At 57.6% G+C, this 20,415-nt stretch carries 21 protein-coding genes; 8 read left to right on the top strand and 13 right to left on the bottom strand.

The annotated features are described in order from the left end of the window. Nucleotides 1–413 precede the first annotated feature (413 nt). Nucleotides 414–1,940, top strand: a complete 1,527-nt coding sequence (locus LG294_RS01285; RefSeq protein ID WP_404288766.1) for a sodium:solute symporter — start codon at nucleotides 414–416, stop codon at nucleotides 1,938–1,940. 91 nt (nucleotides 1,941–2,031) lie between these two features. Here the strand turns inward: LG294_RS01285 and LG294_RS01280 are convergent, their stop codons facing one another. Together LG294_RS01280 and LG294_RS01275 are read right to left on the bottom strand one after the other, a co-directional pair. Beyond that, a complete protein-coding gene (locus LG294_RS01280) occupies nucleotides 2,032–3,321 on the bottom strand; it encodes an adenylosuccinate synthase (RefSeq protein WP_404288764.1) in 1,290 nt (429 codons plus the stop codon). Between the two features lie 155 nt (nucleotides 3,322–3,476). Next, the gene (locus LG294_RS01275; protein ID WP_404288762.1) at nucleotides 3,477–4,130 is read right to left on the bottom strand and encodes a Pr6Pr family membrane protein; all 654 of its coding nucleotides are present in this window, start codon (nucleotides 4,128–4,130) and stop codon (nucleotides 3,477–3,479) included. A gap of 163 nt (nucleotides 4,131–4,293) precedes the next feature. On the opposite strand from LG294_RS01275, the gene LG294_RS01270 reads away from it, so the two are divergent. After that, nucleotides 4,294–5,097: a MerR family transcriptional regulator gene (locus LG294_RS01270; protein WP_404288760.1), complete on the top strand. Its 804-nt coding sequence runs from the start codon at nucleotides 4,294–4,296 to the stop codon at nucleotides 5,095–5,097. A gap of 41 nt (nucleotides 5,098–5,138) precedes the next feature. Here LG294_RS01270 and LG294_RS01265 read toward each other — a convergent pair whose 3' ends face one another. From LG294_RS01265 to LG294_RS01255, 3 genes are read right to left on the bottom strand one after another with little or no spacing between them, the layout of a single operon-like run. Next, nucleotides 5,139–5,474 (bottom strand): hypothetical protein, encoded by a 336-nt coding sequence (locus LG294_RS01265; RefSeq protein WP_404288758.1) that lies wholly within the window; start codon nucleotides 5,472–5,474, stop codon nucleotides 5,139–5,141. A gap of 14 nt (nucleotides 5,475–5,488) precedes the next feature. Then, nucleotides 5,489–6,094 carry a response regulator gene (locus tag LG294_RS01260; protein WP_404288756.1) on the bottom strand — a complete coding sequence of 202 codons (606 nt, stop codon included), beginning with the start codon at nucleotides 6,092–6,094 and terminating at the stop codon, nucleotides 5,489–5,491. Continuing rightward, nucleotides 6,094–7,311, bottom strand: coding sequence for a sensor histidine kinase (locus LG294_RS01255; RefSeq protein WP_404288754.1), 1,218 nt, complete (start codon nucleotides 7,309–7,311; stop codon nucleotides 6,094–6,096). Before LG294_RS01255 ends, LG294_RS01260 begins: the two co-directional genes overlap by 1 nt. Before the next feature lie 146 nt (nucleotides 7,312–7,457). On the opposite strand from LG294_RS01255, the gene LG294_RS01250 reads away from it, so the two are divergent. Next, entirely contained in the window at nucleotides 7,458–8,021 is a 564-nt protein-coding gene (locus tag LG294_RS01250) for a small multidrug efflux protein (protein ID WP_404288752.1), read from the top strand. Between the two features lie 85 nt (nucleotides 8,022–8,106). Next, a complete protein-coding gene (locus LG294_RS01245) occupies nucleotides 8,107–8,622 on the top strand; it encodes a helix-turn-helix domain-containing protein (RefSeq protein WP_404288750.1) in 516 nt (171 codons plus the stop codon). Nucleotides 8,623–8,636: 14 nt separating this feature from the next. Here the strand turns inward: LG294_RS01245 and LG294_RS01240 are convergent, their stop codons facing one another. The 3 genes from LG294_RS01240 to kynU form a co-directional block, all read right to left on the bottom strand. After that, nucleotides 8,637–9,260: a thymidine kinase gene (locus tag LG294_RS01240; protein ID WP_404288749.1), complete on the bottom strand. Its 624-nt coding sequence runs from the start codon at nucleotides 9,258–9,260 to the stop codon at nucleotides 8,637–8,639. 136 nt (nucleotides 9,261–9,396) lie between these two features. Then, nucleotides 9,397–10,779 (bottom strand): amino acid permease, encoded by a 1,383-nt coding sequence (locus tag LG294_RS01235; protein ID WP_404288747.1) that lies wholly within the window; start codon nucleotides 10,777–10,779, stop codon nucleotides 9,397–9,399. Between the two features lie 122 nt (nucleotides 10,780–10,901). Next, nucleotides 10,902–12,182, bottom strand: a complete 1,281-nt coding sequence (gene kynU / locus LG294_RS01230) for a kynureninase (RefSeq protein WP_404288746.1) — start codon at nucleotides 12,180–12,182, stop codon at nucleotides 10,902–10,904. A 106-nt stretch (nucleotides 12,183–12,288) separates the two neighbouring features. On the opposite strand from kynU, the gene LG294_RS01225 reads away from it, so the two are divergent. The 4 genes from LG294_RS01225 to LG294_RS01210 all read left to right on the top strand — a co-directional run bounded on the left by LG294_RS01225 (nucleotide 12,289) and on the right by LG294_RS01210 (nucleotide 15,476). After that, nucleotides 12,289–12,774, top strand: coding sequence for an Lrp/AsnC family transcriptional regulator (locus LG294_RS01225; protein ID WP_404288744.1), 486 nt, complete (start codon nucleotides 12,289–12,291; stop codon nucleotides 12,772–12,774). A gap of 164 nt (nucleotides 12,775–12,938) precedes the next feature. Further along, the gene (locus tag LG294_RS01220) at nucleotides 12,939–13,379 is read left to right on the top strand and encodes a hypothetical protein (RefSeq protein ID WP_404288741.1); all 441 of its coding nucleotides are present in this window, start codon (nucleotides 12,939–12,941) and stop codon (nucleotides 13,377–13,379) included. Next, nucleotides 13,369–14,811 (top strand): sensor histidine kinase, encoded by a 1,443-nt coding sequence (locus tag LG294_RS01215; RefSeq protein WP_404288739.1) that lies wholly within the window; start codon nucleotides 13,369–13,371, stop codon nucleotides 14,809–14,811. Before LG294_RS01220 ends, LG294_RS01215 begins: the two co-directional genes overlap by 11 nt. Continuing rightward, on the top strand, nucleotides 14,808–15,476 hold the full coding sequence (locus tag LG294_RS01210; RefSeq protein WP_404288737.1) for a response regulator transcription factor: 669 nt from the start codon (nucleotides 14,808–14,810) through the stop codon (nucleotides 15,474–15,476). Before LG294_RS01215 ends, LG294_RS01210 begins: the two co-directional genes overlap by 4 nt. Nucleotides 15,477–15,535: 59 nt before the next feature. Here LG294_RS01210 and LG294_RS01205 read toward each other — a convergent pair whose 3' ends face one another. The 5 genes from LG294_RS01205 to LG294_RS01185 form a co-directional block, all read right to left on the bottom strand. Continuing rightward, nucleotides 15,536–16,375 (bottom strand): polyphosphate polymerase domain-containing protein, encoded by an 840-nt coding sequence (locus LG294_RS01205; RefSeq protein ID WP_404288735.1) that lies wholly within the window; start codon nucleotides 16,373–16,375, stop codon nucleotides 15,536–15,538. Continuing rightward, nucleotides 16,372–17,025 (bottom strand): DUF4956 domain-containing protein, encoded by a 654-nt coding sequence (locus tag LG294_RS01200; protein WP_404288733.1) that lies wholly within the window; start codon nucleotides 17,023–17,025, stop codon nucleotides 16,372–16,374. The genes LG294_RS01205 and LG294_RS01200 overlap by 4 nt, the downstream gene beginning before the upstream one ends. Nucleotides 17,026–17,390: 365 nt before the next feature. Next, entirely contained in the window at nucleotides 17,391–17,804 is a 414-nt protein-coding gene (locus LG294_RS01195; protein WP_404288731.1) for a DUF3151 domain-containing protein, read from the bottom strand. Nucleotides 17,805–17,806: 2 nt separating this feature from the next. Continuing rightward, nucleotides 17,807–18,829 (bottom strand): class II fructose-bisphosphate aldolase, encoded by a 1,023-nt coding sequence (fbaA, locus tag LG294_RS01190; RefSeq protein ID WP_404288729.1) that lies wholly within the window; start codon nucleotides 18,827–18,829, stop codon nucleotides 17,807–17,809. Nucleotides 18,830–19,019: 190 nt separating this feature from the next. Next, nucleotides 19,020–20,399 carry a peptidoglycan DD-metalloendopeptidase family protein gene (locus tag LG294_RS01185; RefSeq protein WP_404288727.1) on the bottom strand — a complete coding sequence of 460 codons (1,380 nt, stop codon included), beginning with the start codon at nucleotides 20,397–20,399 and terminating at the stop codon, nucleotides 19,020–19,022. Nucleotides 20,400–20,415 lie beyond the last annotated feature (16 nt).

Below are 20,415 nucleotides of genomic sequence, written 5' to 3'. Positions count from 1 at the left end.
AAAATCGGGGGATTCGCATATGAAAAAAGGTGCCACAAAGGCACCAGATGCAACATTGCGTCGTCGTGAAACAGTACTAGAGTCCACGCGGCATCGCACAAGATTCATCGTTTACTACGCAAATATGACACGTTGCCCATCGATCATGCATATTGCTCGTCAAATTGTCTACAAAATTCCCACAGGCAAGTCAGTGTGTTCCGTCACAACGCCCAAGAGTGCATCAGGCCATTCGCACAAGACTCTGCTTACGCCCCGCCGAGTCACGACTCGGCGCCCGACACTTCAAAGAAGTGGCCACGAACGACCTTCATGTGGTTGACGGCACACCACAAACACTAATAGCCTGTTGAACAACAAAAGTTTACTAATGGTAATATTCGGTTTCCGACTTACAGAACACGGGCCTCCTCATGGAATACATCAACGGAATAATCGTTGCCACTTATTTGGCGGCAATGCTGCTCTTCGGCTGGTGGGGGAAATCGCGCACCAAGACCAGCAGTGACTACCTCGTAGCCGGACGCCGTCTAGGTCCATTCCTCTACACCGGCACCATGGCGGCAGTCGTTCTTGGTGGTGCCTCCACGGTGGGTGGCGTCGGGTTGGGCTACAAGTGGGGCATCTCGGGAATGTGGCTGGTGGTCGCCATCGGAGCCGGCGTCATCCTGCTCTCGCTTTGCTTCGCACCTACATTGCAAAGGCTCAAGGTCTTCACGGTGTCGCAAATGCTGACCCTGCGCTACGGCAGCAAGTCGGCCACCAACACCTCTGGCATGGTCATGCTCGCCTACACCTTGATGCTCTGCGCAACATCCACCAGCGCGTACGCGACGATTTTCGTGGTGCTCTTCGATTGGGAAAAATGGCACGCCATCGCCATCGGCGGTGCGATCGTGGTGGTCTACTCGACCATCGGGGGCATGTGGTCAATCACCCTGGCAGACCAAGTGCAATTCATCATCAAGACAGTCGGCATCTTCTTCCTGATGCTGCCCTTCGCCTTGAACGCAGCAGGTGGCATGACTGGCATCCGCGAACGTGTTGATGCGGAGTTCTTCAGCTTCACCGGCATCGGGTTGCAGTCAATCATCACCTACTTTGTTGTCTATACTCTTGGCTTGCTCATCGGCCAGGACATCTGGCAGCGCGTATTCACCGCTAAAACCCCTAAGGTGGCCCGCTGGGGCGGCACCACCGCAGGAATTTACTGCATCATCTATGGCGCTGCCGGGGCGATTATCGGCATGGCGGCCCGGGTAGCCCTGCCGGACATCGTCGGAGCTGACTCCAACCAGGACGTGGTCTACGCGGAGGTAGCAACCCAGTTGCTGCCGGTTGCCGTCGGCGGCTTGGTCATGGCCGCTGCGGTGGCTGCAATGATGTCAACCGCATCCGGCGCATTGATCGCCGCGGCCACCGTGGCGCGCGCCGACGTCACACCATTTGTTGCCAGCTGGTTTGGCAAGACCGTCCAGGTCAACTCCGACGAAAATCCCGAGCATGACGTGCGCGCTAACCGCATTTGGGTTTTGCTCCTCGGCATAGTCACGGTCTCCTTGGCGATTCTGGTTGACGACGTCGTGGCAGCGCTCACCATCGCCTATGACATTCTGGTCGGCGGACTGCTGGTCGCAATCATTGGTGGACTGCTTTGGAAGCGTGGAAACGGCATCGGAGCCGCCGCGTCCATGGCAGCCGGTACGGTTGTCACTTTGGGCACCATGATCATCTTGGAAATTCAGGCCGAGCAAAAGTTCGATGGCGTATACGCAAACGAGCCGATCTACTATGGCCTGATCGCCTCCGCAGTGACCTTCATTATTGTTTCCCTGCTTACCCGCCCCACCTCGGTGCAGGTCATTGCGCATTGGAATCAGCGAGTTGCAGGCACCGCGTCGGTTGAAGGCGTCGAACCTACCAAGCTCAGCAGTAAATAGTCACGGCATGAACTAGCCCGCAGAGCACACAAGCCCGACGGAATCCGTCGGGCTTGTGTGCTCTGCCCAGAATTTATCTGGGGTGAAGAATCTAGTCGTTGATCAGGTCGTGGCGCACGATGGTCTGGTCACGGTCCGGGCCCACGCCAATGGCGGAGATCCGGGTGCCGCTGATCTTTTCCAAGGCCAAGATGTAGTTTCGCGCGTTCTCTGGCAGATCTTCCATGCTGCGGGCTTCGGAGATGTCCTGGGTCCAGCCCGGGAAGTACTCGAAGATCGGCTTCGCGTGGTGGAACTCGGTCTGCGTCATTGGCATTTCGTCGTGGCGCACTCCGTCAACGTCATAGGCCACGCAGACCGGGATCTGCTCAATGTTGGTGAGCACATCCAGCTTGGTCACGAAGTAATCGGTGAAACCGTTCACGCGCGAGGCGTGGCGGGCAAGCACTGCGTCGTACCAGCCGCAACGGCGTGGACGACCGGTGTTCACACCGAATTCGCCACCGGTCTTCTGCAGGTAGATCCCCATCTCGTCGAACAGCTCGGTAGGGAATGGACCGGCGCCCACGCGGGTGGTGTAGGCCTTGATGATGCCGATCGAGCGGCTGATGCGGGTTGGGCCGATGCCCGAACCGACCGAGGCGCCTCCAGCGGTGGGATTCGAGGAGGTGACAAACGGGTAGGTGCCGTGGTCAACGTCGAGGAAAGTGGCTTGGCCGCCCTCCATGAGAACCACTTTGCCCTCATCCAGCGCGTTGTTCAGCTCGAAGGTGGAATCGATCATCAACGGACGCAGGCGATCGGCATAGGACAGGAAGTACTGCACAATGTCCTCGACGATCACGGTGCGCCGGTTGTAGATCTTGACCAGCAATTCGTTCTTCTGGCGCAGCGCGCCTTCAACCTTCTGGCGCAGGATTGACTCGTCGAAGACGTCCTGCACGCGAATGCCGAGACGTCCAACCTTGTCCATGTAGGCCGGACCGATACCGCGGCCGGTGGTGCCAATGGCACGCTTGCCCAGGAAGCGCTCGGTGACTTTGTCCATGGTCTGGTGGTACGGAGCCACCAGATGGGCGTTCGCCGAAACGCGCAGTTTCGAGGTGTCGGCGCCGCGGGCTTCGAGTCCGTCGATTTCTTCGAAGAGCGCTTCGAGGTTCACCACGCAACCGTTGCCGATGATCGGAGTGGCATTTGGCGACAGGATTCCGGCTGGAAGGAGCTTGAGCTCGTACTTCTCACCGCCGACGACCACGGTGTGCCCGGCGTTGTTGCCGCCGTTTGGCTTGACTACATAGTCGACGTGTCCACCGAGCAAATCGGTAGCCTTGCCTTTACCTTCATCGCCCCACTGGGCTCCGACGATCACGATTGCTGGCATGGGATCCTCCCCCTTGCATAAAGCAGCGGTTGCGGCGCTCTTCACGCCGTCCCGGCACGGTGCCGGGCAAAAAATATGCCCCTGTACTTCTCACTTGGCCCAATGGGCTCAATGTAAGAGTTAGGGGCTCTTACGACCAAAGTTTACCGAAACGATTAGGGAATCTCGAGCTCAGCGTCACGGTGTCGTCCCCGCCGGCCATATGCGACGACGAGAAAGGTGATTCCGGCGAAGACCACGGCTATGGAAACAACGTACAAGCTGATGACACCGTAGCCTTGATCCGGATCAAGGAACGGGTAGGGAACCCACCCATCGACGGCTCCACGGACCAGCACCACTGCCGTCCAAAGCAACGGGTAAACCAGAAGAACAGGCACGGCCTTATAGGACAAGGAAGTCGGATTCTTGGCTAGTAGCCAATCGGCCAAAACCAAGATTGGGCCAATAATATGCATAATCCAATTCGCCCATGGCAGCGGCACCCCGCCGGCGGCTCCCAAGGGTGCCAGCAAGGTGATGTAAATCAGCCCGACGACAACCATGCATACGCTGGCCAAGGCACGTAGGCCCACAACCCAGCTTGGCACCGCAGCACCTTTAGCTAAGCCCATCGCCCCGGCAACGAACCCGACCACCACCACGATCAGATTCGACTGGATCGTGAAGTAGCCAAAGAAGTTCATCGGTTGGACCGGACCCCGCGATGCAGTGTCCGCATAAGTGGCCACGATAGCGCCCAGGGTGATCAGCGCCCAGAGGATTCGTGCAAGGTTGATATAGCGCACGGTTCTTCGAGGCGTCTTCACCTACGAAGACTATCGCCCACGAGTGCAGCATCCAATGCTTTAGGCTAACCGACCTGTAGATTCCAGATAATTAACGGACCCGGAAACCACCGCGGTGCAACAATTGCCTCAGAGCTAACGCAGAGCTTGACTCTGACACAGTGTCAGGATGGAGAACTGAAACATGTTAACTATTGGAACGTTTGCGCAGATCGGGCAGGTATCGCACCGCATGCTGCGGCACTGGGATACTGCCGGGTTACTCGTTCCTGCCCACGTGGACACGTTCAGTGGCTATCGTTCCTATGATCCGGCACAGCTTGAACGGCTGCATCGGATCGTTGCCTTGCGGCAGCTCGGTTTTGGCCTCGAAGACATCTCGCTGATCTTAGCTCAGGGAATGGATGCAGCACATATCGCTGAGCTGCTGCGCGTGCGTCACGCTCAAGTCGAGGCCGAACACCGGTTGGCGACCTCGCGGCTGCGAGATGTCGCCCGGCGTCTTGACCTCATCACCAAGGAGAAACTCATGTCTCATATCGAGATAATCCACAAACCCCTGCCTGCGGTGCGTCTAGCGGCCGGCCGGTTTTCCGTTAGCGAGCAACCCGAGATTGCCGGATTCCTCGGCCCGTTATTTGACCAGGTCGCTGCCGCACTTCGAGGGGCTTCGCTGACCACCCCGATTGCGCACTACACCGGGACCGAAAACGGCGTGGACGTGATAGCCGGGTACCTCAGCGATGCCCCGCCAAGCGATGAATTTGAGATTATTGAGCTTGAGGAAGTACCCGAGGCGATTTGCGGGATTCACCTCGGCCCCATGGATCGAATCCATGAGAGCTGGCAAGCGGTGCATGGCGAAGTGCTTGCCCGTGGGCTCGTTCCAGCCGGCCCGTGCCGCGAACTTTATGTGCGCGCAGAGTCCGAAGACCAGGCCGATTGGGTGACCGAGCTTCAACAGCCGGTCACCGATCCGAACCGCTAATTATTCACCGGAGGCCTCTGCCCTTGGCTTCTGCTGCTAGCTCAGATCCATTGCAGGGGCCGCGGGACATCATTATCTTCCAGTTCCGGATGGCCGTAACGCCAGGCACGCTGCGCGATCAACAGCGCACCGAGCATCAGAAGCAAAGCCACCGCAAATTTCAGTGGTTCAAAAACGCTCAGCACGCTGGCAACCACAAGAATCATGGTATTTCTGCGGTAAATTCGCGCCACGTCCCGGGCCTGCGTCTGGATAAAGACACCCACGCTCAGCCGATAGGCCAACGTTATAACTAGCTGCAAGAACAATGCCGAAACATCTGCGAACAGCGACTGTCCAAATAAGGCAACCGCCCCGGACAGCGCGAACAGCGTCACTTCGAGTATATGTCTCAGATCCAGCCACGTTCTTCGGCCAGCAACACCGCTTGTTGGCGGGTAGCAACATTCAACTTGGCCAGAATCGCAGAGATGTAATTGCGCACGGTTCCGGGGGCAAGGCTGAGCGCCCTGGCGATCTGGCTCGTGGATTCTCCACGCCGGCCCGCGCGCAACACGTCCAGTTCCCGCTCGGTCAACGGGCTGCGCTCCTCGCTCAGCGCATCGGCAGCAACTTCGGGGTCGACGTAGCGTCCGCCTGCCGCGACGCGGCGGATGACCTCGGCCACCTCGTTGGCGCTTCGCGACTTCGGGAGGAATCCGGCGACGCCGGATGCCAAGGCCCTGCGCAACACCCCGGGGCCGGCATGCCTGGTCACCACAACACAGCGGGTCGCGGCCAGCGTACCGCTCAGCCGTTCGGCCACCTGGACGCCGTCAAGTTCTGGCATTTCCAAATCGAGCAGGCAGATATCTGGCTTTAGTTTCTCTGCCATGACAACAGCCTGCGCACCGTCGGCGCATTCGGCAACCACTTCGATGTCGTCCTCTAAAGACAAAAGGGCCGCCACCGCCGAACGAATCATTGCTTCGTCATCTGCGATTAGAACTCGGATCATTACTGCTCTTCCTTAGAGTTCAAAGCTGGCACCAGCACTACGACCGCGAACTCATGTTTTCCACGGTGTACCTGAACCGAGCCATTAGCCTCAGCCACACGGCGGCTGATCCCCTGCAGCCCCGACCCATCCGTACCATCCTTGGCAGCTGCTGCAACATCATTACTGATCTCGTAGCGCCATTGCTCTTCCTCGCGCCTCAACGACAGCTGTGCGCGCTTCCCGCCGCCGTGACGGAGCACGTTGGTTGTCGTTTCACGAATGATCGGCCCGAGAGTGGCAGCGGGTGCCGAGTTCGCCTTGTCAGACACCGTGGCGTGAACCGAAGTTCCGGCAGCCCTGAGCAGGTCAACCGCATTATCGATCTCGTCGCGCAGCGGAACACCACGGAAGCGCATGGCCAGATCTCGGGTGCCCTGCTGGGCTTCGGTGACGCTTGACCTGGCCAGCCGCAGCTGTTGCAGCGCCGCCTGCGGGTCACGCGTCAGCAGCCGTTCGGAGAGTTCGAGCTGCAACGCGATCACCTGCAGGTGATGGCCCTGCAGGTCATGTACGTCGGTCGCAACCCGCAGCCGCTCTTGGGTGGCCCCCAACCTTGATTCCGCCGCCCGGGCGCGGTCAAGTGTGGCAAGCACATCCCACCACCACAGTGAGCTGACGGTCATCGCTGGCAACACAATGGTCGCGATTCCCAGTGTCCACCAGCTGTCCCCCTTGGCGGAGGACACCGCTGGCAGGTCTATAAACCACAGACCGCCAAGTAATACCAGCGTGGCGATGACCAAGCGCATGCGCACGCCGCGAGGCCAGTTGAGCAACATCAGCGATTGCACGATGGGCAACGCGCCCACCACCCAAAGCCCGCTGCTCAGACCCGCCACCAGCGCAAATACCGCGCTGATGAGTAGTGGAAGCAGGATGCTGCGCCATTGCGCTGCGGCTCCGGCAGTTTCATCTCGGCGCCGGTATTGCATCAGCAAGGGAATTGTCGCGGCGCACCACACCAATCCCCCAATCGACATGATGGCCATGGAAGCAGTGCCCTTGTCCAAGTTGGCCAGCGCGCCGATCCATAAGAGCAGGATCGTGAGCTGAAACATCAACAAGGCGGCCACCGTGTACCACCAAGTGGCGGTGATTCCCGTACTCAGCCTGCGCGAACCAATCGATCCGGGGCCGAAGTTCTCAGTCGGATCGGCAGGTAAAGGAGCACTCATTTCTTCAGTATACGGGGATGACATTTGTCATGCCCCAAACATGCAAAGCTCCCTGTCACAAGTGACATTTAGACACTTACGGTGACACCGAAAACGCGATGAAATTGTATTACACACACGTCCAGTGACCGACGACAGGAACAATAATGAACCTCATCGAATCCTTCCAGAACCTCATCTCCCAAGTTCCAGAAATCGCACAGCCACTGATCGTCGCCCTCGCCGGCGCAGTGCCCTTCATCGAAGGCGAAGGGGCGTCAACCATCGGCATTCTTGGCGGAATCAACCCGGTGACCGCCGCCATCGCCGCCATCATCGGCAACTTCATCTGTGTGGCGTTGCTAGTGCTACTGGGTTCCGGTGCCCGCACCGCACTGGTCAACCGCAAACGAGCCAAAGAACCTGTCGCAGTAAATGGTGCCAACCGCACCGAAGGCGCACAGCTCCACGAAAGCATTGCGCCGGTAGCCGCAGACAGCGAACGCAAAGCCAACCGCCGCATGAAATTCCAGCGCGCATTCGAACGCTACGGGGTGCCAGGGGTGAGCTTGCTCGGCCCACTGCTGCTGCCAACCCACTTCACCGCCACCATGCTCGCTGCCGCCGGCATCAACAAGGCACGCATCCTCATCTGGCAGGCAGTCGCAATCGTCGGCTGGACCACCGTGCTGTCCATCTTCGTTGCCAGCGTAGTCAACGTCGCAGCCTAGGAAAACCCGGCCTGGTCAGCGCACACGGGTAGCCGGCGTCACTACGTCTAGACTAGAAGGCATGGCACTAACTCAGCTGACCGTCGTGGATACCGCGGTCGATATCCTGCAACAGTTCGGGTTAGCTGACCTTTCCATGCGGCGTTTAGCCAAAGAACTCGAAGTTCAGGTTGGCGCGCTGTACTGGCATGTGAAGAACAAACAAGAGCTACTAGCTGCCGTTGCCGCAAAATTATTGAACACCGAGCAGCTACGTGTTATCCCAGAAAATTTTGCAACACCCGCCGACGCTGTTTTGCAGCTATGCCGCAAGTTGTACCTGGCTCTTCTTCCCATCCAGGACAGTCCAGAGGTGATCGAAGTAGCCAGCGCATTGCAAGTTGAGCAGCTCAATCCGGTTCTGCAGCTACGCGACCTGCTTCACTCTGCTGGATTGTCCACAGAGGATGCCCGCTTTGGTCAGCAGCTACTGCTCAACCACATTTTGGGTTCGGTGGCCTACCGTCAAAACCTTGTGCAATTGGACGTTGATGCGCCACAAAGTGACGGTTTTGATTGGGGACTTCAGCGCGCAGTTTCTGGTCTTTTTTCACGCGATTAACCCGCTAGAAGGACCTAGCTCAGTCGCCCGCCGGAAACCTCTAGGTAGCACGAGGCACACAGAGACTCGTACCAGACGTCTTCCCCGTCGATAGCCACCTGGTCGCCGTCAAAAACAACCTGGTCCCCCACTCTACGAGTGTTAAACATTGCCTTGCGTCCGCAACGGCAGATGGTCTTCAGCTCTTCCAACGAGTGCGCCAGCTCCATCAGGCGTGCGGAACCGGGGAATGCCCGGGTTCGGAAGTCGGTGCGGATCCCATAAGCAAGGACCGGAACGTTGTCCAGCACGGCAATACGCAACAGGTCATCAACCTGCTCACGAGTCAGGAACTGCGCCTCGTCCACAAGCAGGCAAGCAACCGGAGGCGAATCAACATGAGTGAGTAAGGCCTCGGGGTCCTCGCCGGAAGCAATCGCGGCGAACTGCTGACGCACATCGCCCTTGGGGCCAATCACGAAGTCGACCTCACGTTCAAGGCCCAACCGGGAAACGATCGAGGCTTCTCCCTTGGTGTCGACTCCCGGCTTCGCCAGCAGAATGCGCTGGCCTCGTTCCTCATAGTTGAAGGCAGCCTGCAATAAGCTCGTTGATTTACCCGAGTTCATTGCCCCGTATCGAAAATACAGCTTGGCCACATTTGCCCCTTCAAGAAGTTGATGCCAGGCCTTCACCGGCCCCTTACGATCTTAGTGTGCCCGCACATGTCTGCTGTTTATGCGGTGCAAGGCGTGGCCGGGGAAGTGACCGGCAACGCGTTTTCAGTATGCGTGGTTAGGCAGTGATCTTTGCCTGTTTACGGGCGAAAATCAGCTTATAAAGCAGCGACATCACGACCACGAAAGGAATACCGAAGATCAGCGTGTAGGTGAACTGCTCGGTGAAATACGAGGTGACCAGCAAGCCCGCGAGAAGTATCGCGCCGAGCAAGGAAGCAGCCGGATAGCCAGGAAGCCTGAATTCCAGGCGGATTTGTTCTTTACCGATATGTCGACGGAAGGCGACGTGAGTCAAGAGAATCATGAACCAGGTGGCGATGGCACCAAAAGTCGCTAGCGAGATCATGATGCCCAATCCTCCACCTGGAACGAGTCCGTATACCAGCGCCGCCACTGCAATTCCGCCAGCAGACATCCAAACCGCGTGAATGGGCGAACCCTTCGCATTGAGCTTTCGTGCGAGGAGTGGAGCATGTCCGGAATCCGCCAAGGAGTTGAGCATGCGAGTTGCCGCATACAGCTGCGCGTTCATGGCCGAAAGGGCCGCGATGATCAACACGAAGTTCAGTATTGAATCGGCGAAGGGAACACCTATCAGACTCATCACCGTCACGAAGGGCGAACCGCCATTGACCAGTTCGCTGGTTGGTGCGATCGCGAGGATCAGCCCCATAGTGAAAACATAGAACAGCAGCAGGCGCAGGAAGGTTGTCTTGAATGCCTTGCGCACCGCAATCTGAGGATTGCGCGATTCCGCGGCGGCAATCGAGATTGCTTCGATGCCCATATAGGAGAAAATCGCGACGATCACCGCGTTCCATGTTCCCCAGATACCGTTGGCGAAGAACCCTGTCTCGGCACTGTAGTTAGCGATACCAAATTGGTCATTTGGGTCGTGGAAAACCAACCAAGCGGCGACAATAATGAAAGCAACGACTGCGAAAACCTTGATGGCGGAGAACCAGTATTCAGTGGTTCCAAAGAATTTTACGCTGGACATGTTCACTGCGAGAAGTGCCGCTGAGAAGACAATTACCCAGAACAGTCCGGGGATATCGGGGAACCAGTACTGCATGTACTCGCCCACCACGCTGACCTCAGTTCCCACCGCGAAGACCAACGCGGACCAATAAAGATATTTGGTCAGGTACCCGGCGAAGTGTCCAAGGTATTTTTCGGCGTACACACCGAACGAACCAGCCACAGGTTGATGCACTGTCATTTCCGAGAGTGCACCCATGACCAGCAGAGCGATACTGCCACCGATAACGTAGCTGATGATCACCGAAGGCCCAGCGAGCATAATGCCAAGCTTGCTACCCATGAATAGGCCGGTGCCAATCGCCCCGCCTAGGGCGATCATGGTCATCTGGGCAGTGGTAAGCGACTTTTTCAGGCCCAAACCACCCGGTACGTTATTCGTAGGTTCAGTTCCCACGGTGCGCAGCACCCCTCAAAGAAAACGCAGCGAGGCACCAACTGCCTCGCTGCGTTCAAGCGTACTATCGCCGAGGCCGAGCGGATTTGGGGGTCAGCCGAGGCCAGCGGCTAGCATTCCTGCTATGTCACGGCATTTCGTACTGCAAACTCTTCGCGTTGCCAGTGGCCTGTGTGCAGAATTTCACGCAAGATCTCCACTGCATCCCAGATATCTGTCCGGCTCAGATACAAAGGCGTGATGCCAAAGCGCAGCACTGCAGGCTCGCGGTAGTCACCAATCACGCCGCGTTCGATCAAAGCTGCAATGATTTCGTAGCCGTTGGGATGGTGGAAACTCACGTGGCTTCCTCGTTGAGCATGTTCGCGAGGGGTAATCAGCTCGAGCCCGTGTCCGGCACACCGCGTCTCGACCAGTTCAATGAATAGGTCCGTGAGCTCCAAAGACTTCGCCCGGACCAAGTCCATCTCGGCTTCCACCGCAATATCCAGGCCCACCTCGATCATCGCCATGGACGTTACCGGTTGGGTGCCGCACATGAAACGTCGGACATCTTTTGCAGGTGTGTACTGCTCGGCCATTTCGAAGGGTGCCTTGTGAGACCACCAGCCTGAGAGCGGTTGCCAGAAGCGATCTTGATGACGCGCATTGACCCAGATGAATGCGGGAGATCCCGGACCGCCATTGAGATATTTGTAAGTACATCCAACCGCGTAGTCCGCCTTGGCGGCGTTTAGATCTACCGGAACTGCGCCTGCCGCATGTGCTAGGTCCCATACTGCCAGTCCCCCAGCTTGGTGGACAGCGTCGGTAATGGCTGCCATGTCCCACATGGAGCCGGTGCGGTAGTTGACGTGCGAGAGAGAAACGACCGCGGTGTCCTCGCCTAGTGCTGCAAGCAACTCAGTTTCGTTGTCGATCAATTTCACTTCGTAGCGAATTCCGGTTTCGGCACCTACGGAATTCAGCAACTCGGCTAGTCCCTCGGCAATGTAGATATCGGTGGGGAAATTGTCGCGTTCAGTGATGATTACACGGCGGCCTGGACCATCAACCTGTTGAATGCGCAGTGCTGAAGCCAGTGCCTTGAAAAGGTTCAGGCTGGTGGTATCGGTAACCACGGTCTCTCCCGGGTTGGCGCCAAGCAAGGATCCGAGTTTGTCACCCAACCGAGTGGGCATCTCGAACCAGCCGGCACTGTTCCACGATCGGATCAGTCCCTGTCCCCACTCGACGTTCACTACCTCTGCCGCACGCTCAGCAGCTCCGGCAGGCAAAGGGCCCAGCGAATTCCCGTCCAGGTACAGCACCCCGTCAGGTAGAAGGAACCGATCCTTGAATGATGCCAGCGCATCTTGCTGATCCAATAGATCCAAATTTTCACGACTGACCACTGCGCTCATGCCTTGTTCGCTTCCCCTGAGAACTCGCCTTTGTATTCATCGTAGAATCAACAGTGGGAGATTTGTTTTACTTTCGAATTTTTGCAAAGAACTAGGAGAAAGTTCCGTGCCAGGTTCAACTTGGGCCATCTCTGGGCCTGCTCAGTCGAATTCCGTTCAGGTGGATGAAACCGACCTTGCGATTCTCGTCGAACTTCACAAGGATGCGCGTCTAGCCAACAATGTATTGGCTCAACGAGTCAGACTCGCCCCCTCCACTTGCTTAGGCCGGGTCAAAGCGTTGCGGACCCGCGGCATCATTGAGGGATATGAAGCAATAATCAATGAAAAACTTCTCGGTGTCACGGTCCATGCCATGATCTCCGTGATCGTGGCCGCACAGGCGCGCGATCGCATGCTCCCCGCAGCAAAGGCGCTAGCCGATCTCCCACAGGTTCGTGACGTTTTTGTCCTTGGCGGAACCCCTGATCTGCTGGTCCGGGTGGCAACGAGCTCAATCGACGAGTTGCGCACTTTCGTTGCCAGCCATTTGGGATCCAATAACGCTTTTTCATCCACGCAAACAAACATCATTTTCGAGCACCTGCGCTGACCCAGGTATCAGCAAGGTTCGCCAATCAGACATGGAGTAAAGGCTATTGTTCGGATTATGCTTCGACACCATGCCGCAAACGGATCACCCGGGCAGCGCATTCCCGCTAGTGATTCAGGCCACTTCTCATCTTGGTCTAATCTGACTCAGACACAATTGTTGACATGGGATTGGAAACGTTGCGTCGCGTCGCGCTCTCGATCATCGTGATCGTTGTAGTGCTCTTGGGATTTATTGGTATTCGGCAAGTCATTGCAGACCCGATGGACAAAGATTTGGGTAATGGCTTCATCATCAAGGAAGATCGCACTTCGCCCACCAGTGAGGTACCCAACTCCCCGATAACTACCTCCTCGGAGACTCCTTCATCTTCGCCTTCGCCATCTAAAAGCGAGAAACCGACGAAGAGCGCCGTGCCAAGTAAGAGCACCGCTCCGGAAACACCCAAGGCGAAGCCGACAAAGCAGCCCACAGTGAAGCCGAAGCCAACCAAGAAACCCGTGGTCCCGTTGCCGCCCTCATCGAACAACAACGATAATGACGACGACTATGATGACGATTATGATGACGATGACGATGACGAGCTAGACGACGATGACGACTAGACGCTCTTGGTCTATTCGCGCACGGGTGCTTACCGGCATGTTGGTGGTTGTTGGATTGGCGTTGCTGGTGGCGGGCGCCGCAAGTTATGCGGTACAACGTCACGAGCTCAACGAACGACTCGATGATTCACTCTCCCGTACCGTGCAAGAGTTTGGCGTACTTGCCGAGACCGGCGTAGATCCGCGCACCTTGCAGCACTTCGAAAAGGCCGAAGACCTGCTGTATACGGCCATGCAGCGGACCCTGCCTTCACGGCATCAGGGAATGCTCGGATTGGCCGGCGGTGAGGTTCAGTGGACCGCACCGGATGTCGTCCAGCTACGGTTGGAGGACGACCCAGAATTTCTGGCTTGGGCCGAACGGAGCAAAACCGACAGCCACATCCATTTGGGGACCGTCGAGACGGAGATCACGACATATCGGGCGGTCATCGTCCCGGTCCAGCTTCCAGAAGATCCAAGTTTCAGCGCATTTGTGCTCGCCTACGACTACCTGGCAGAAGCACGCGCCGATGACCGAAATTTCGCCATCTTCACCGCCGTTGGGGTTTTGGTGATGGCCCTTGCCGCCGGCGCTTCCTGGCTAGTGGTGAATCGAACGCTCGAGCCGATACGCAGGCTGCAGACCACGGCGCATCAGATCTCCGAAAGCGACCTCTCACGGCGAATCGAGGTCACCGGCAATGATGAATTCGCCGAGCTGACGGTGACCATTAATGAAATGCTTGACCGCTTGGAGGGTGCGCTGAAGTCGCAGCGGCAGCTGCTCGATGATGTCGGGCACGAGCTGCGCACCCCCGTCACGATTGTCAGCGGACACCTGGAGCTCATGGACACCCATGACCCCGAAGATGTTCAGCAGAGCAAAGAAATTGCACTGGACGAGATGGGGCGTATGAGCCTGCTCATCAATGATCTTGTCATGCTGGCCAAATCCAATCGAGCAGACTTCATTCAGCCGCAGCCAACTGAGGTTGGCACGCTCTTGGACGACATCTTGGATAAAGCCCGAGGCCTGGGCGATCGCCACTGGAGAATCGACTATCGTTCCGAGTCCACCGTCGCCCTGGACCAATCGCGCATTACCCAAGCCATGCTGCAGCTCTGCGCCAACGCCGTGAAGTTCTCCTCGGAGGGAACCCGAATCGGATTGGGCAATGAAGTGCTTCGCGACGGCCACGGCGATACCCTATTGCGCTGGTGGGTTTCGGACACCGGTGTCGGCATCCAGCCCGAAGATATCGACCGAATTTTCGAGCGCTTCGGCCGCGGCAAGAATTCGGTTCGTTCGGACGGTTCGGGGCTGGGCCTCAATATCGTCTCGGCAATCGCCACCGCACATGGCGGAAGCGTCTGGGTGGATTCCGAGCCGAATAAGGGCTCCACCTTCTATATCGATATCCCACTAACTACACGAGGTACCGAAGTATGAGTCGCATCCTGATCATTGAAGACGAACCTCGCATCAGTTCGTTCGTTTCCAAAGGACTCCGTGCGGCAGGGTTGACCTCAGCCGTTGCCGGGACCGGGCGTGACGGCTTCGACTTGGCGCTGGACGGCGACTATGAGCTGATCATCCTTGATCTCGGATTGCCAGATGAAGATGGCTTCTCGGTGCTGCGGCGGATGCGTGCAGCGCAGATCGAAACACCTGTCATCATCCTCACCGCGCGCGGCAGCGTAGAAGACACCGTCACCGGTTTGCAGAACGGTGCCGATGACTACATGGCAAAGCCCTTCCACTTTGACGAGCTACTGGCCCGGGTTCGGTTACGACTGCGCACCGAAGATAGCGCCAGCGAATCTTCGGTGCTGAACCACGATGACATGGAAATGGATCTCTTGCGCCGCCGGGTCACCGTAGCGGATAAGGAAATCGAGCTATCCGCCCGTGAGTTCGCCTTAGCCGAAGCGTTCTTGCGCAATCCGGGCCAGGTGCTCAGCCGCGAGCAGCTGCTTTCTCGTGTTTGGGGCTATGACTTCGATCCGGGCTCGAACGTGGTGGATGTTTACGTACGCTACTTGCGCAACAAACTCGGCGGGGAACGCTTTGAGACCGTGCGCGGAGTTGGATACCGGTTGGCCACAACGCGTTAGTGCACAAAGCCCTTGGGGTTCTCGCATAGGAGAATCCCAAGGGCTGCGTAATTTGGTTTCTAGCTTCGTACCGCCGATCTGCGGCGTGCTGGATGAGACACCGCGCGACGCCGTGCACCGAAGCGCTGTTCCAATAGGCGGCTCCAGCGGTTAGCGGGCAGTTCCGGATGCAATAACGCGATGCCAATGCAGTACTTGGACATGCTGACCTCGCGGATGCCCAGTTCGGCAAGTGCTCGGTCGGAGGCTCCACGCCCGTCTGCGGATTTGGTTTCCACGACGATCAGGTCCGGTCCGGCGATCTGCTGCTCGTCATTGGCGTAGCTCAATTCCACGTCACAGGTGACTCGTTCACCGTCGATGGGGTTAACGAAAGTCGCGCGGACATAGGAGCTATCGAGCACGGGTGCCAAGTCTGGAGCTTCTTCCCCGTACTCGGTAGCCAGCACCTGTTCGAGGAACTCGGCGTTCTCAACAGTCAGTTCGCCGGCCAATTGCGGATCCTGTTCCACTCGGTGCTTCACGGTGGATCCGCGAAGTCCCTTGGTTTTGATCTCGAACATGGATAACCCAGTGTCCGCGTACGTACGCGAGCGGACCTTATAGCGTCGGCGGCGGCCCTGACGGTGGGCCCGGTACTGTTCAAAGTCTTCGGTATCGAAGTACACCGATTCATAGCGGAAGGTGCGTAGTCCGTCGATCTCCATGATCTTGAACTTCTCTCCGAGTCGATCCGAGAGAGCGGCAAATTCATCGGGAGTGAGCAGAAACTTGCGGTCCACTCTGGTCTGCAGCGCAGCTTCCGAGATGACTTCCGACAGGCCGATGGGCGAGCGATCAATGACCGCCGCTTCAAGCACTTCACGTGCGCTTGAAGCGGTTCTCACGTCCATGGTCATTTGGACCACGACTCCTGCTTAGCGGTGTTCGTCGAGGCTGGCAGCGTATTGGCCAGTTCGTAGGTTCCTGTGAAGGGCTTGGTTTCTGCCTTTGGCTTGCTGATCTGGTTCGTGCGGAAACGAACGTCTACGATGGTCAGATCGCGAACCATGTCGAGCTCAATCACGACGGTGCGCAGCACCTTGGCGTTGAGTAGTTCTTCCAGCGCAGCCACTAATTCATGCTTCTGCGGGTAGGCCTTCTCCAAGGTCACCGTCTGGCGGTCGGTGCGTGGTGCAAAGCTCGGGTGGTCTGCGAGGAACATGACCAGCACCAGAGCACCTGTGGTTGCCGGAGCTAACCAGGCGGGATCAGGATGAAGGCCGTTAACCAGGCCGATGGCAAGGGAGATGAAGTAGTAGGCGACTTCTTCCTGGGTCAATGTATCTGAGCGCAGTCGAATGATCGACAGAATACCGAAGAGGCCAAGGCCCAGCCCCATGCCTGCGCCGCTACCGGAGAGCAACATCGTCACGGCGAAAATACCCATGCTCAAGGCGATGTAGGCCAGAACCAGATCTCGCCGGAAATGACGGCGGAAATACACGAAATAGACGAGGACGGTGATGCCGACAATGTTCGAAGCAAGCGCCAACCAGAAAGACAGCATAGTGGATTCCCTTAACTGCGATGAGGTGATGATTTGTTCACTAAACTGAATTTTAGGTTAACAAAATGAGTCTAAAAGTAGAACTAGATGAGAACGGTCTCATTTTCATCTAGTTGGACACTGTGACGATTCTGCCGCTCCGATATTTCGAGAACATACAAGCCAAGCGAAGAATTTTCTGTCCGATTCGCCAATCCATACTTGCTTGAGATTACTGCGAATAGTAAGTGAGGCTTGGATTGCGGGTGGGACCCAAGCCCAATTCTCATCGCTTCCAATCAGCAGACGCATACAGGCCCGCAGTTCTGGATTAAAAAGAACGGACGAAAACCCGAAAGGTTTTCGTCCGTTCTTTTAGTACGTTATTACTCGGCTTCGATGGCGCCCTTGGCGCTGGAATCCGAATCATTGAGGAATTTCTCGATTCGCTCAACTTCCTCGGCTTCGCCGATCGCTGCGGCCGCACGGCCCAGCGCGTAGAGCGAGCGGAGGAAGCCGCGGTTCGGTGCATGCCGCCATGGAACGGGTCCCTGTCCACGCCAGCCTGACTTCCGCAAAGAGTCCAAGCCACGGTGGTAACCCACGCGGGCAAACGCGTAAGATTCCACGGTGCGCCCCTCAGCGTGCGCTTCGTTGGCCAAAAGTCCCCACACCAGTGAAGATGAAGGGAATTTCGCGGCAAGGTCTAATGGCTCATCCCCGGCATCCAAACGCGCAAGCACGTCGGTTTCCTCGGGCAACAGCGTCTCTGGAATCCCCAGTAGGTTTTCGCCTACCACGGTTACTTCAACGACTTTCCGGCGGAGCCAAGCTGACGTGCACCTTCGACAATGCGCGCTGCCATGGACTCTTCGGCCTTGGCACCCCAGACACGTGGGTCATAGGTCTTTTTGTTGCCAACTTCGCCGTCAACCTTTAGCACGCCGTCGTAGTTGGCGAACATGTGGCCAGCCACCGGGCGTGTGAACGCATACTGGGTGTCGGTGTCGATGTTCATCTTGATGACACCGTAGGAGACAGCGTCGGCAATCTCCTGGTCGGACGAGCCCGAGCCACCGTGGAAGACGAGGTCGAACGGGTTGGTCTTGCCCAATTTGGTTCCGACCTGAGCCTGGATATCCTTGAGGATCTCCGGACGCAGCTTCACGCCGCCTGGCTTGTAAACGCCGTGCACGTTGCCGAAAGTCAGCGCTGTGATGTAGCGGCCTTTTTCGCCGGAACCCAAAGCTTCGATGGTAGCCATGGCATCTTCAACGGTGGTGTACAACTTGTCGTTGATGGCGTTCTCCACGCCGTCTTCCTCGCCACCTACGGTGCCGATTTCAACTTCGAGGATCTGCTTAGCGGCAGCGGTGCGTGGAAGCAGCTCGGCTGCGATGCGCAGGTTATCTTCGAGGGTTTCGGCCGAGCCGTCCCACATGTGCGAGTTGAAGAATGGGTCGCGGCCTGCGGCGACCTCTGCCTCGGAGGCTGCAAGCAGCGGCAGCACGAAGGAGTCCAGCTTGTCGGCCGGGCAGTGGTCGGTGTGCAACGCAATGTTCACGCCGTAGCTCTTGGCTACCTGGCGGGCGAAAGCTGCGAAACCGAGCGAGCCGGTCACCATGTCTTTGATGGAGGCACCCGACCAGTAGGCTGCGCCACCGGTGGATACCTGGATGATGCCATCAGATTCTGCTTCGGCAAAGCCGCGGATTGCGGCGTTCAGCGTCTGCGAGCTGGTGACGTTGACCGCCGGGAAGGCGTACCCGCCAGCCTTGGCGGCATCGATCATTGCATTGTACTTATCGGGGGTTGCGATAGGCATGCTTCACTCCTTGTGATTAGCGAGGGTGGACGCGTCGCCTTTGACGGCGTTTCTCTGTCCATCCTATCGGCAGCGGGGCGTGGCGTGGCGTAGATCTCCGAACGTGACACGCGTTGAAGGGGTTTAACCAGAAAACCGCGAGTGAAGCCAAGCCTTATGGCTGGCTCCACTCGCGGTTTTCGGTGACCTGTTACTTACTGGCAGACCCAGACGTCTGCTGATCACTTGGCGATGCGGTATTTTCCGGAGTCACCGTGCTTGTTGTTGCCGGCGGTGCCGAAGAACTCTCAGTCTCCGGGGCCGTAGAAGTCGAATCCTGCTTATCCGGGGTTGAAGAGTCGGTGGCCTTCGGCGGCGTTGCCTTAGGCGATGTCGGAGGCGGATCCTTGACCACCGGTGGCGGCGTCGATTCCTTGTCTACCGGCGGTGTCGTCTCTTCGGTTGGCGAAGGCGACTTGGAATCGGTTGGTGATGGAGATTTAGAATCCGTAGGAGACGGCGACTTCGAATCCGTAGGAGATGGCGATTCCGAGTCCGTAGGCGCCGGCGATTTCGTATCCGTAGGCGTTGGAGAGTTCGTTTCGCTCGGGCTTGGCTTTGGTTTTGGCTTCGGCTTAGGCACTACTGGAGTGTCGTCGCGTGGAACCACTACATCAGGATCCGAGCTCTCGTTGCGGTCAGGTCCCTGAGTTTGCGGACCATTGGAACCGTTGCCCTTTGGTGCACTATTCGAGTTCACCGTCAGTCGGGTCGAATCGATCATTGCATCGGGCTGGCCCGGAATTCCCGGCAGGTAATTGCGTGGATCGTGCCAGCGACCGTTGACGATCACTTCGAAGTGCACGTGGCAACCCGTTGAGTTGCCTGTGGTCCCCGCGAGCGCGATCAGCTCACCCTGCTTGACCTCTTGGCCAATCTTGGCAACGAGTTTTGAGTTATGGCTATAGCCGGTCAGTACGTTACTTCCGTGATCAATGGTGACGCGCATTCCCGAGTGACCGTGCCATCCCGAGACGGTGACGCGACCAGCTTCGCTGGCGTACACCGGAGAGCCGCAAGAGATTGGGTAGTCCTGACCGATGTGGATCTGGTTTCCTGGACCGGTGGGATTGCTGCGCCACCCATACGGGCTGGAGATGCGTCGGGTAGGTACCGGGTGCATCAGTTGCAAGTCACCGGGAAGCTGACCGATGGCTCCTACTGCACCTGCGAGAAGTGCGGTTTCGCTTTCGGACTCGGAATCCTCGGAAGTTTCGGCGGCGCCTTCAACCATTCCCAGTGGCCGGCCATCAACGGCAAGCGTCCGTCCCGATCCACCGAATGCGTTCAGGGGAGCGTCTTGGTTGACGTAGACCGGGTTCCTGAAGTTGGCTGGCGCGGCCTGCGTATCGATTGCAATAGGCATATTGCCCTGACGATCATCTGCCGTTTGCGCAACAATAGGAATCGCGAGCGCACCGGTGAGACCAATGGCGGCCACCACAGAGGTGGCCCATACGAGTAGACGTTTCCTTTTCCGGGGCAAGCCGATAAGTAATAAGTCGTGGTTTACCTGATGTCGCCGTTTCACTACTTGCCGCTCCCAG

It is taken from the genome of Glutamicibacter arilaitensis (genome assembly GCF_044793945.1).
GTDB lineage: Bacteria > Actinomycetota > Actinomycetes > Actinomycetales > Micrococcaceae > Glutamicibacter > Glutamicibacter arilaitensis_B.
This window is presented reverse-complemented; position numbering and strand designations above follow the sequence as displayed.

Coding starts and splice junctions, on each gene's coding strand:
- LG294_RS01210 (WP_404288737.1), top strand. CDS start 14,808: ATGAGTCGCATCCTGATCATTGAAGACGAACCTCGCATCAGTTCGTTC.
- kynU (WP_404288746.1), bottom strand. CDS start 12,182: ATGAGCGCAGTGGTCAGTCGTGAAAATTTGGATCTATTGGATCAGCAA.
- LG294_RS01200 (WP_404288733.1), bottom strand. CDS start 17,025: ATGCTGTCTTTCTGGTTGGCGCTTGCTTCGAACATTGTCGGCATCACC.
- LG294_RS01285 (WP_404288766.1), top strand. CDS start 414: ATGGAATACATCAACGGAATAATCGTTGCCACTTATTTGGCGGCAATG.
- LG294_RS01280 (WP_404288764.1), bottom strand. CDS start 3,321: ATGCCAGCAATCGTGATCGTCGGAGCCCAGTGGGGCGATGAAGGTAAA.
- fbaA (WP_404288729.1), bottom strand. CDS start 18,829: ATGCCTATCGCAACCCCCGATAAGTACAATGCAATGATCGATGCCGCC.
- LG294_RS01215 (WP_404288739.1), top strand. CDS start 13,369: ATGACGACTAGACGCTCTTGGTCTATTCGCGCACGGGTGCTTACCGGC.
- LG294_RS01270 (WP_404288760.1), top strand. CDS start 4,294: ATGTTAACTATTGGAACGTTTGCGCAGATCGGGCAGGTATCGCACCGC.
- LG294_RS01250 (WP_404288752.1), top strand. CDS start 7,458: ATGAACCTCATCGAATCCTTCCAGAACCTCATCTCCCAAGTTCCAGAA.
- LG294_RS01255 (WP_404288754.1), bottom strand. CDS start 7,311: ATGAGTGCTCCTTTACCTGCCGATCCGACTGAGAACTTCGGCCCCGGA.
- LG294_RS01260 (WP_404288756.1), bottom strand. CDS start 6,094: ATGATCCGAGTTCTAATCGCAGATGACGAAGCAATGATTCGTTCGGCG.
- LG294_RS01220 (WP_404288741.1), top strand. CDS start 12,939: ATGGGATTGGAAACGTTGCGTCGCGTCGCGCTCTCGATCATCGTGATC.
- LG294_RS01205 (WP_404288735.1), bottom strand. CDS start 16,375: ATGACCATGGACGTGAGAACCGCTTCAAGCGCACGTGAAGTGCTTGAA.